Below are 12412 nucleotides of genomic sequence, written 5' to 3' on the forward strand. Positions count from 1 at the left end.
CCTTGTCGCCCTTGTCTACCTGCCCGTGCTTTGTGCCAGTTGCGTAAGTCCTGAAGTATTGCAAAAGATTGTCACTGCTAGTCAAAATAAAATTTATATAACTTCTTAAAACAGATTTCACTCAATTTCAGCTTCCTGCCAACCTTTGATCGCTCCTACAATAAAAGCACCCACAGGATTATCAATGGCTTTCTCGAACGCTTGAAGACCACCTTCTTTAACTGCGTTTACAACCCGTTGTTTCCAAATTTGGTCACTTTCTATACGCTCAATAACTTTTGTCGCTACTACCATCTGCCCTGTTGTGGTGTTGGTGGGGTAAGTCTGCTCTAGCTGTTGCAGAAGCTGCTGTATCTCTGCGGCTGCAACAGCTAGAGTCTGCTTCCGCTCCGAAGGATAGTTGTTTATAGTGCCACCGAGTTGATTTGCCTCAACGTTCTCACTATAGCCAACACCAATTGATGCCCCACTTTGGTTGATATTTATTTTGCGCTCTGACATAGTTTCTACATAATTTTGATTGTTGCTCATGGTAACATTACCTCCTGTAATCATAATTTTTTGATGATTAATTATCTGATTACCAAGTTTCTGCCTCATTGCATCTATCACCTTAGCCACTACAGCATCAGTATCTGAATGAAGCTGCGATAGAGAGTTCAATAAATCTTGGACATCGTACTCATCATTAATTTCAATTCCGTAATGTGGAGACTGAAGCTGTCCAGCAACAAGATGGAAGCGATCGCAAAGAAACCTAATTAATTTCACTGGTTGTTTTATGCTGTTACCAACTTGAAAGTAATGCTCCCAGCTTGCCAGAAACACCTGGTTAACAGTTTTTTGCAGAGAAAGATACAGTGCAGCAGCATGAGAAGTGTCATGCGCCGAGACAGATGCTGTTATACAACTAGAAAGTAAAGCCTTATCTATTTCACTCTCAAGCACTTTAAAACCAACTACTTGAGCCAAATATGAATGAAAAGGACATATCAACTTAACCAGGGCCAGTTCATCAATAGTCATTTCTTCTGGCAACGGTAGATTTTTCAGCTTCCAAGATACAGAAAGAATTTTTGCTGCATAAATGCCGAGGATAAATGTCCATAATTCGCCATGAACTAATCTCTGTTCTCCCTCTGCTAATACATCCTGCAACCAACGCAAGTCTTCAGGGCGAACCTTTGGGCAAGAGCTTACACCAAGCGATATACCCAACAGTTCTACAGGTCGATAAAAAAACGAAGCTCGATCCGAAGGAAATGCCTCACGAGAGGCCAGTCGCGTCAAACCGTTTGCCCAAGCTGACAAAAAACTCTCACCAAAAACTCTGCCACAAGCAAGCTCATAACCCACAGCAGCAAGAACAGGAGCTTGATGTAGTCGCCTTGGTTCCAAACTGTTAATTGCTGCATCTGTTGCCACACTAAAAGGTGGTTTGCTATCAGCGCGATAAAAAATATAGCGTGCAAAGCCACTTTCTGGTGATTCCCAGTTATAGTTTGCCCCCAGATAATGTGTCAGAAAATCCAATTGATAACCGAAGCTTTTTGCTACTGCATCTGTCATAGAAACCACTTGCTTGCACGAAGTTTGATATTGAGCAATGCAGGTGACCAATCTCGAATATTGCGAAGGCGGGCAAGTAGTTCGGCAATTAGTTCAGAGTAATAGATAGTCACTGGTTTGCTAGCTGGAAGCAAGGAGCGCCACGATAATGATGTAAACTTTAGCACTTGCTCGGAAAGATACGTCAAGTCCCGATAAGTGGACTGTGGGTGTAGGTGAATTAATAAAGGGGTTGGTAAAGGCGATTGCGCCATTTTCACTAGTGCTGGGCCGTTAGTACACAAAAGTCGGGTATATCTTCCAAGTTGCACAATTATGCCTCGCTGTGGTGCTAATTGTCCTTTTTTAGCACCATCTTTGAGAGAAATACCCTGTTGTGATTTATCTAACAGAGTAAACGGGTGTTCGTGAGAAACTGTTAGGAAAGCAAATTGAATGTTTTGTTCTTCTCCAACCTCCGCAACGCACTGTGCCACAATATCTGCTACATCAAGGTTCTTGAAAGGTCTAGCAGCATGAAATACAAGGCGAACAGTATCTCCTGGTTGCCAACCGTTGCGTCGCTTAATGTCCTGTAAGATTGATACAGTAGATGTTTTCAAAATACTTGGATATTCAGAATAAGAACACTCTTGGGAAAGATTGCCCAAGAGGTAGTTTCCATCACCTCTAAAAACTGTTGTGATACCTACAAACCTTTGTCGGTCAAAGAAGCGACTCCCAGAAAGTTCACAAGTTCCTATGCCGATGACAAGTTCATCGCTAATCGTCAGGTCATGATCTACTGTCCAAGGCAAGCCGTTCATTTTGGCATAGAGAGCAACACTGAGATTTTGCAGCGTGTATTGCATTGAATAACGTGATTGACCCAGAGTAGATGCCCGAATGCCTTGCACAGGGATTCCAGCCATTAGTAACAGAGCTTTGGACTGAAGATAAGGATTTTCTGGGTCTGGAAGCCTTGAGTGTTCGTCTAAAACAATAACAATAGCTGCATCTGGCATGGTTTTTTCTAAAACCTGCGCCACAGCTTCTCTATAAGCGACTGCTGGTGGTTTATGTTTACTGTTGAGCCAGGGAATTTGCCGCAGAGTCAGCTTAGGATTAAAAAGACCAAAAATTTTAGCAAATCCACCTGAGTACTTGGAGTTTTCCTCCCAGCATTCAATCCCATCTTTAAATACTTTTTTCTTGATACTAATTCCGTCTTTGAAAGCTTTCAAAAAATTTTCTACTGCTCCTTGAACAGTGTCTGGAAAAAGAACCAATATTTCAGGGGATTTTTTTGAGAAAATCTCACGACTAAAAGGCCCGTATTTCTCGATTCCGCTCCAAGCGTATAAACTTCGTTTTGTTCTGGCTGCATCAAAGCAATACTCTACTGGTGAAGCAGAAATCACTGTTTGGTAACTCTCATCATTCACTGCTTCAATACGACCTCTAACATGAGCAGATAAATTAGGTGCAAGCTGCATAGGAGATTTTCTGACTAGAAAGGTCTCCATGCGAGTCAAAATATTGTCTAATGCAGGGCCAGTTAAAAAATTAGCTTCCTGAGTAAATCTTTCTGATTCAAAGGCATCATAATTATCTCCCAGCAATGTTTTGAGACAACGTACAAAAGACGCTTTAGAGCCTTCTAACCATACTTCGTCTTCACTGATAGAAGTAATTCCATCGAATGATTCTAATAAGTTGACTGTTCTTTCACAGATGTGGCTGATTTTTCCAACCAAACGGCGTTGTCCTGGTTGAGGTTGGCGACGAACAACATATAAATCTTGAAGATTAACCCCCGCATTTTGTAGGTCGCTCAGGGATGCCAGGATTTCCCAACGAGTTTCTAACCGCAGGAACAGACCAATAAATGTCTCCTCTTGGCGGAGTTCAACCAACTTTGCTTCAAGTGCAAATTTAGGTTTAATTTTGAAGGCAGAAATTAGTGATGGTAAGTCTTTGATTTTAGTAGCAATAGAACTGACTAACTCCTCTTTTTGAGCAAGGAATGTGAAGGGTTTAAATCGAAAAATTGAGTATTGGTAAAATATATCTGGCAAGACACTGTTGATGCGATCTGCTAGGAGTTGCAGGTGTTCGTCACACTTCAGTTCAACGGGTTTGCCAAAACTTTGTGTTAGTTGAGATACGTTAACTTTAGGAATTCCGTAGACTTTGCCAGAGCGCCAATGAAGAAACCAGTCCGACTGGAGTTTTTCTCGTAATTCTCGTAGCCCTCTATTATCTGGCATGTCTTGAACATAGGCGGTGAACGTATTAGCGGAAAGTTCTACCTTAAACCCGTTGAAGCAAATGGACATATCTAGCACTTACTTTATATCTGGGAAAATTTTGATGCAGTTTGTACCTCAGTCCCCTTGGTTATCTGAACTAAGGCAAGTACATTAGTACTGGTTAATTATTCTATATTTAGCGTATTTATTTACACTTTTTGGAAGAATACGCCATTCTCTAGATTTTTTTTATGTTCTAAGTTTTACTTTGTGGCTGGATAAGCGATCGCAGCGAAAGCTTCGCCTACAGGTATCTACAGATCAGCAAAGGTCTGGTTTATTGGCCTCTGCTAAAAGCGAGAAACAGCACAGTTCAGCAACCCGCCCTCCTGACGTACATAGCGATGTCTACGATGCTCACTGAGCTTGTCGTTGGCGCAGCCTCTCGTAGAGAAGTGCGGGCTGCGCCTACGCAAACTACAAAAATTCCAATGAAATAAAAAATTTAGCATACATTTCACAGTTTGAATTACTGAATGTGTTCTCACGAGAGATGCTTTGCACCACTATTTTGAGAACACATCACTGAGAATTTTGACTGTATAGGAAAAGAGAAGTAACAATAATAACAACACAAACCTATTTTTGATAATTCCCCATTCCCAATCCCCAATTCCCCATCCCCCAAATCATGGCTATAGTCAGAGCTATCCCAGAACAAGGTCAACTGGTTAACGTTCGCTCCCGGCAATTCGTTGTCACGGATGTGCGTAATACGACTTTACCCACCAACCCAATGCTGAGTGCAGTGGAAAAAACCCAGCATTTGGTCAGTCTATCCTCTGTTGAAGATGATGGTTTGGGTGAAGAACTACAAGTAATTTGGGAATTAGAGCCTGGGGCATTAGTTTATGAAAAGATGGAGTTGCCTAGACCTACAGGCTTTGACGCACCCGCGAGGTTAGATGCATTTCTCGATGCTGTGCGTTGGGGAGCAGCATCAACAGCTGATATTCGCACTTTACAATCTCCCTTTCGCAGTGGCATCGATATTGAAGATTATCAGCTTGATCCAGTAGTGCGAGCAATTCAAATGCCTCGCGTTAATTTGCTGATTGCAGATGATGTCGGATTAGGTAAAACCATTGAGGCGGGGTTAGTTGCCCAAGAATTAATTATTCGTCATCGCTGCCAGCGCATCTTGATAGTTTGTCCATCTTCACTGCAAATTCAGTGGCGAGACCAAATGCGCGATAAGTTTGGTTTAGATTTCCGCGTCGTGGACAGTACCTTAATGAAGGAACTACGACGGAAGCGGGGAATCCACGTCAACCCTTGGCAGCATTTCCCCAGGTTGATTACCTCAATAGATTTTCTCAAACGCGATCGCCCTCTTCGTCTTCTGCGAGAAATGTTACCAGGTGAAGGGGAACCGATGTATCCCCGGCGGTTTGATTTGCTGATTGTGGATGAAGCACACAATGTTGCTCCCTCTGGCGGTGGAAACTATGCTGTTGATTCTTTGAGGACTGCTGCGATTCGGCTTTTAGTACCGCATTTTGAACACAAACTATTCTTGACAGCGACACCACACAACGGCTACCCCGAAAGTTTTACAGCCCTATTGGAATTACTTGATAGCCAACGGTTTGCACGGGGGGTATCACCCGATCGCAAGCAGTTACAAGTAATCATGGTTCGCCGTCTAAAATCGGAAATGAAAGGTTGGGATGGTTCTGACTTATTTCCACAGCGTCAGTTAGAAGCTATACCTGTAGACTATCCTCAAGCAGAACGACAAGCACACAGTAACCTCAAAAGATATACTGAATTGCGCTGCAAGGGGGTGGCAGATAATACAGAAAAATATGCGACTGAATTTGTCCTCAAGTTGTTAAAAAAACGGTTGTTTTCGTCTCCTCAAGCGTTTGCAACTACTTTGGCACAGCATGAAGAATCGCTAAAAAATGCCCGTCGCCGCACTTATAGCAGTTTATCTCGACCGACAGAAGGTATTTTGCGCCGCCAATTGGCACAAATTGAAGAGGATTTTGCAGATGATGAAGTTTATGAAGAATCGACAGATGAGGCAATTACTAATACAACTAGGTTATTTAGAGAACTGAGTACAGAAGAACAGGCTTTGCTGCGACAGATGCGGGAATGGGCAGAGACGACATCCAGAGTATCTGATGCCAAAGCCAAAGAACTACTTAACTGGATTCATACTCACATTAAACCCGATGGTAAATGGTCAAATGAAAGGGTAATAATTTTTACAGAATATCGAGCTACCCAGAAATGGTTATATAACTTATTTGCCACAGAGGGGTTAGTAGAAGGCGATCGCCTAATGACACTTTACGGCGGGATGAAGTCAGAAGACCGAGAACAGGTAAAAGCAGCGTTTCAAGCGTCTCCTGATATTTCCCCAGTGCGGATTTTGCTGGCGACGGATGCGGCGAGTGAGGGTTTGGATTTGCAGAATTTTTGTTCGCGCCTTATCCACTATGAAATTCCCTGGAACCCGAACCGGATGGAACAGCGTAACGGTAGAATTGACCGTCATGGGCAAAAAGCATCCCTAGTGAGGATTTACCACTTTGTTGGCAAAGATTATCAACATAATACAACTGGGCTACGTCCCGGTGAGTTAGAAGGCGATTTAGAATTTCTCATGCGGGCAGCGTTGAAAATTAACAACATCCGCGAAGATTTAGGTAAGGTGGGGCCAGTGATTGCGGCGCAGGTGGAAGAAGCAATGATGGGGTATCGCAGCGTTCTGGATACTTCAGTCGCAGAGAGAGAGTCTGAAGTTGTGCGGCGAATGTTGAAATTTGAGCGCCAGGTGCGGGAGCAAATTGAAAAGCTGCGAGAACAGTTGAATGAGACGCGCCAGCATTTGCGATTGACACCGGATAATATTGAGGCGGTGGTCAAAATTGGTTTGGAATTAGCCCAACAACCACTTTTGATCGCAGGGAAAGTAGAGGGGATTGCTGGGAAGGTGTTTTACCTACCACCATTAAAAAGCAGTTGGGCAGTTTGCAGCGAAGGTTTAGCCCATCCCCACACCAAAGAAATTCGTCCGATTGTTTTTGACCCGGAATTGGCGCATGGTAGAGATGATGTAGTCTTAGCCCACTTGAATCATCGTTTAGTGCAGATGTGCTTGCGTTTGTTACGCGCTGAAGTTTGGTCAAAGGAAGGTAGAAAAGCTTTGCATCGGGTGACGGCGCGTTTGGTTCCTAATTCGGTTTTGGATACACCTGCGGTTATAGCTTACGGTCGATTGGTGATTTTAGGAAGCGACCAACAACGGTTACATGAGGAAGTAATCATGGCGGGTGGGTTACTTAAAGAAGGAAAATTTAGCCGTTTGGGTGTGATGAAAATTCAAGAAGCTGTTTCAGTGGCTTTACCAGAATTAGCACCGGAAAATGTCACAGAGAAATTAGCCCAGTTATGGGATAGTCACGCATCAGCTTTGATGCAAGCTTTAGAGGCACGGCTTCAAGACCGTAGTAAAAGTTTACAACGAGACTTAGGCGATCGCGCTCAAAAAGAAGCGGCTGATATTACAGCAGTTTTAACGGAATTGCGTCAAAGCATTCTCAATGAACTGGATGAACCTGAGTTTAAGCAGTTGGAATTGTTTAATACCGCAGAGAAGGAACAGTTCGAGCGCAATGTCAACAGTCTTAAGGCGAGAGTAGAGCAAATTCCAGCAGAAATTGAGCGCGAAGTGGCTGCAATTCAAGCTAGGTTTGCAAATCCGACACCGCGACTGTTTCCCTTGGCGATTACTTACTTAATTCCCCAAAAGCTAGCACGATAATGTGACTGAGAGGATTGGAGAATTTACTGAAAAGAAAATTCACTGATTTTATAATCCCTATAAAATTTTGATTGTAAACCAAATGAACATTGATATTGAATTAATTCCTACCGTCAAAAAATCAAGTATTAAGGAAAGATTGAAGGAGTCTTTGTGTAAATGTGAAAATGTTAAAGGGACTGTTGCTTACTGGACAATTGATATTAAATTTATTGAGGAATTAGCATTAGTCCTCCAAAGAGATAATTCCTATTATTGCATTGATCTACACAGTCCTACTAATATTGATTATTTAGCAAATTTTAAAAGTTCTGGTTCTAATATTTTTTTACATAATTACGAGATTAAAACAAATTCAAAGAATTATGAATTAGAAGAAAAAAAGAAAGTATCTTATTTATTACATTCCAAAATAATTCTGTTTGAGATGCCTGATAACAATGTTGAAATTTGGTTAGGGAGCCATAATTTCACTCAAAGAGCTATTCTTGGGGTGAATATTGAATCTTCTTTTATTGTTAAAAGTAATAAAGATAGCAAAATATACAAAGATGTATTAGATTATCTTACTTTTATTAAAGATAATTGTATTGTTTTTGATGTTAATGATGTAGAGTTTTATAAGAAATTGCAAGGAGAGCAGGAACAAGATACTGGGGATTTGGTTTTAGAGTTAATTGGTGAAAATGTAGATAAGTTAGTTGACGAGAAAACGATACAGTTATTAGGTGTTGGTAATAACGATATAGGTGATATATTAGGGAAAGAAATTATTATTCAGATTTTAGATTTAGATAATGGTAAAGAATATATTTATAAAGCTAAAGTCATCCAAGCAGGAGAAATAGATCCGCAAAATCCAAAATCATTAGAAATTGAATTTTCGGCGAGACGATATGCTGTACGCGGGATAGATAGAATTCCATACTTAAAAAAAGAAAAGGAAATAGATTCAGCTATTTTAATAAAGCACAATTACTTTATTAATTTGGAAGTCACTAATTTAGTGACGGGGCATAAAATTTATGTGAAACCAAAAAGAGGTAAATCTATTTGGAGTGACATTTCAAGCTCTCCTCATTTAGAAAGAATGAATCAGGAAGATGTAAAAATAGTATTTAAAGGTACAGGTAAACCTATCAAACGTTCATGTAAATCCGAAGTGAAATATAAAGAGTTTTCGCTACAAAAGATTTATAGTTTTGGGAGTAAAATCACAAATTACTTGTTAGAAGACGATATTACTTCGTCTAAGAATGAAGAAATGATAAAGGAAATGGAAAGAAAAAATATTCTAGTTACAAGATTATTAAAACCAGTTAATAAAGATGAGAAATAGTTTCAAACTTATCGCTAACTTGATCATGTAACCAGGGCAAACGCATCTAAAGTATAAGAATCCTTTAATAGCAAGGGTTTCGGCGTTTTTAAATTTAGCCTATTTTTTATCAAGATCCATGCCCAGCAAGGGTTTCAGAAATCCCGTGCGTTCGCCCTGGATCATGTAACTCTTCAAATTATAATCTCTCCCTTATTTATTTCCCATGTCTACAGCCCGTCACCACGCCGAATGGTTATCGCTAGTTGAAGCTTCTGGTCCCTTTCTCAGTCTACCTGTACTCCTCAAAGTATTTCCTAATGGCTTAGATGCCCACGATCCAGAACACTTAAAGCTGTTACGATTAGCATACGAAGAATGGCAAGATAATCAATTAGGGGCAAAACCTGAACCAGCAATTCATCGGGCGTGGGTAGATTTTGTGCTGCGGCAGACTTTAGAATTGCCAGATGAAGTTTTATTAACAGGTCAACGCATTCCCACGGGGTTGGCTGCCACAATTGCTGAACAGGGTGAAACTTTGCGTCCCGACTGGGTGGTAGTTGAACCGGATGGGAACAAACCTCGCTTATTAGTGCAGATTGTATCGCCTCAGCAGAATTTAGAAAAACCCCTCAAAGACCGCCGTTGGAAAGCAAGTCCAGCGACGCGGATGATGGAGTTGCTGCACGCTTGTAATGTGCGGTTGGGATTAGTGACGAATGGAGAACATTGGCTGCTGGTAAACGCCCCACGCGGGGAAACGACTGGTTTTATTTCCTGGTATGGGGTGCTGTGGCTGGAAGAACACACCACACTGCGGGCATTTCGGGGTTTGCTGGGTGTACAGCGCTTTTTTGGGGTAGATGACTCGGAAAGCTTGGAGGCTTTGCTGCAAGCAAGTGTTACCGACCAGCAAGAAGTTACCGACCAACTTGGCTATCAAGTCCGCAAGGCGGTGGAGGTGTTGGTAGAGGCGTTAGACCACATCGACCAAGATAGAAACCGCACTCTCCTTCAAGGTATTTCTGAAACAGACCTTTACGAAGCTGCGTTGACGGTGATGATGCGGCTGGTGTTTTTGTTTTCGGCGGAGGAACGGGGTTTATTGCTACTGGGCGACCCCCTTTATGACCAGTATTATGCTGTTTCCACCCTGCGGGAACAGTTGCAGCAACGGGCTGATAAAGAAGGTGAAGAAGTATTAGAACGGCGTTATGATGCTTGGTGTCGGCTGTTGGCGACATTTCGGGCAGTTTATGGCGGTGTTCAGCATGATACTTTGCAGCTTCCCGCCTATGGTGGTAGTTTATTTGACCCTGACAGGTTCCCATTTTTAGAAGGTCGAATGTCGGGGACACGCTGGGAAGAAATTTCTGCTGACCCGATTCCTGTGAATAACCGGATTGTGCTGCACCTATTGGAAGCTTTACAAATATTACAAGTTAAGGTGGCTGGTACTGTAGAACCACGTAGGCTATCCTTCCGGGCGTTGGGTATTGAACAAATTGGTCATGTTTATGAAGGTTTGCTTGACCATACAGCAGTAAGGGCAACTGCGCCTGTTTTGGGGTTGATGGGAACGCGATCGCAGGAACCGGAAGTTTCTTTGGAGAGGTTGGAGGGAATTGGGGATGGGGAATTAATTAAATTTCTAAAAGCGGAGGCTGGGCGATCGCAGTCTGCTTTGCAGAAGGCTTTAAAGCAAGAGTTGACGGCGTATGAAGAACAACGTTTGTTGACAGCGTGTAATAATGACCAGGAATTATTTAACCGCGTGTTGCCTTTTGCTGGGTTAGTAAGATTAGATACTTTAGGTTATCCGGTGGTGATTCCTACGGGAAGCGTGTATGTGACGCAGGGAAGCGATCGCCGGGAGACGGGGACACACTACACGCCGCGCAGTTTGACGGAAGAAATTGTGCAGTACACTTTGGAACCGTTGGTATATGAGGGTGTGGCTGAAGGGAAGCCGAAGGAACAGTGGAAACTCAAGTCAGCAGCAGAATTATTAAAGTTGAAAATCTGCGATATGGCGATGGGTTCGGGGGCGTTTTTGGTGCAGACTTGTCGCTATTTGGCGGAACGGTTGGTGGAAGCGTGGGAAAATGCGGAAAAGGCGAATCCGGGGAAGGTGGTGACAGCACCGGAGGGAACTTTATCTAAATCGCGTCCAGAGGAGTGTGTAATTCCCAAGGATGCGGATGAACGGTTGATGGTGGCGCGGCGGATAATTGCGGACAGGTGTTTGTATGGGGTGGATAAAAACCCCTTGGCGGTGGAAATGGCAAAGTTATCGCTGTGGTTGATAACATTGCAAAAGAATCGTCCGTTTACGTTTGTGGATCATGCGTTCAAGTGTGGGGATTCGCTAATTGGGGTGAGTTTGGAACAGTTGCGTTATTGGAATTTAGACACAACTGGGACACCGGAGTTATTTGCTGAAGAGATTCGGCGGGAAACCAAACTAAACAAGGCTTACGCTTCACCATCAGCGAAACTGCACGGCGAGAAGTGCTAGATAGATTATTAGAATTAAATCACCAACGCTATGCTGAAGAGGTAGCACAGGGTTTACATGATAAAGGCAAGAAAAAAGGTAAATCTGGAGTTAAAAAAAAGGCGCAAGTACAACCTAAAGAACAAGATAATGATAGTGAACAATTGAGTTTATTTTAGGCATAATAATTGGAAAGAGGTGATAAATAATTAAAATAAAAAATCATAATTTTGAGCTTAATTGCCTTAATATCTCAATCTATTTTTTGACATAATATTGTCTTACAAACCCAATCAAAGTTCCTGTTGTGTATTTTCTAACTTTTCTTTCAAAACTTCAGCTTGCTTAAGCCTAGCTTTGCCAATAATACGGCAATGATTAATAAGTTGATAGTGACTATTCTTTCCTCTATCAACAATTGCTTGCAACAAATCTTCTGCTTGTTTATGCCACTCTCCCCTACCAGCAGCATCGAACAAAGCCTCCACAATAGGCTTATGAGCTTTATTACCAGTCCCCACCTCGTCAATATGCTTGTAGATTTTATGTAAATTTACCTCAGTCGAAACTACTTCCAAATTAGTAGATACCTGGGTTGCTTTTAAAGGTACATCGAACAATTGTGCGAAACTCTGAGCTATTTTCTTGATAGAAGAACCTGCATTAGTCCAAAAAATTACAGGGAGAAATGGAATTTTTGCTTGTTCCCATCGTTCTACATATTTTTCGTATGCCTCTATAGCAGTTTCATAGTTTGATTTGATTTGTAAAGGGTAACATTGGTTATTGACATTAATAATTAAATCCCACTTAAAATTAACATCTGCGATACTATTTTCGCCTGTTGTCCATACATTAACTCCCTGCAACAGTTCAAGTGCAAGCATGATTCTTTTAACGCCAGGACTTACGCAACTGGCACAAAGCACGGGCAGGTAGACAAGGGCGACAAGGGC

Annotated in this window: 8 protein-coding genes; 5 read left to right on the forward strand and 3 right to left on the reverse strand. The window is 42.1% G+C overall.

What is annotated here, in order from left to right; genetic code table 11:
* Positions 1–117: 117 nt before the first annotated feature.
* On the reverse strand, positions 118–1569 hold the full coding sequence (locus RMY63_RS39835; protein WP_322733948.1) for a hypothetical protein: 1452 nt from the start codon (positions 1567–1569) through the stop codon (positions 118–120).
* Entirely contained in the window at positions 1566–3887 is a 2322-nt protein-coding gene (locus RMY63_RS39840; protein WP_322733949.1) for an argonaute/piwi family protein, read from the reverse strand. The genes RMY63_RS39835 and RMY63_RS39840 overlap by 4 nt, the downstream gene beginning before the upstream one ends.
* Before the next feature lie 181 nt (positions 3888–4068).
* Between RMY63_RS39840 and RMY63_RS39845 the strand changes: the two genes are divergently transcribed.
* From RMY63_RS39845 to RMY63_RS39865, 5 genes are all read left to right on the forward strand, one after another.
* Positions 4069–4224, forward strand: coding sequence for a hypothetical protein (locus RMY63_RS39845; RefSeq protein WP_322650597.1), 156 nt, complete (start codon positions 4069–4071; stop codon positions 4222–4224).
* Between the two features lie 267 nt (positions 4225–4491).
* On the forward strand, positions 4492–7638 hold the full coding sequence (gene drmD / locus RMY63_RS39850; RefSeq protein ID WP_322733950.1) for a DISARM system SNF2-like helicase DrmD: 3147 nt from the start codon (positions 4492–4494) through the stop codon (positions 7636–7638).
* An 82-nt stretch (positions 7639–7720) separates the two neighbouring features.
* Positions 7721–8977, forward strand: coding sequence for a hypothetical protein (locus tag RMY63_RS39855; RefSeq protein WP_322733951.1), 1257 nt, complete (start codon positions 7721–7723; stop codon positions 8975–8977).
* Between the two features lie 205 nt (positions 8978–9182).
* Positions 9183–11477 (forward strand): type IIL restriction-modification enzyme MmeI, encoded by a 2295-nt coding sequence (locus RMY63_RS39860; protein ID WP_322733952.1) that lies wholly within the window; start codon positions 9183–9185, stop codon positions 11475–11477.
* Entirely contained in the window at positions 11471–11635 is a 165-nt protein-coding gene (locus RMY63_RS39865) for a hypothetical protein (protein ID WP_322733953.1), read from the forward strand. Before RMY63_RS39860 ends, RMY63_RS39865 begins: the two co-directional genes overlap by 7 nt.
* A gap of 114 nt (positions 11636–11749) precedes the next feature.
* Here the strand turns inward: RMY63_RS39865 and RMY63_RS39870 are convergent.
* On the reverse strand, positions 11750–12412 hold a 663-nt coding region (locus tag RMY63_RS39870), incomplete at its 5' end, for a hypothetical protein (RefSeq protein WP_322733954.1).

Origin of the sequence: Nostoc sp. ChiQUE01b (assembly GCF_034531255.1) — a bacterium.
Taxonomy (GTDB): Bacteria; Cyanobacteriota; Cyanobacteriia; order Cyanobacteriales; family Nostocaceae; genus Nostoc.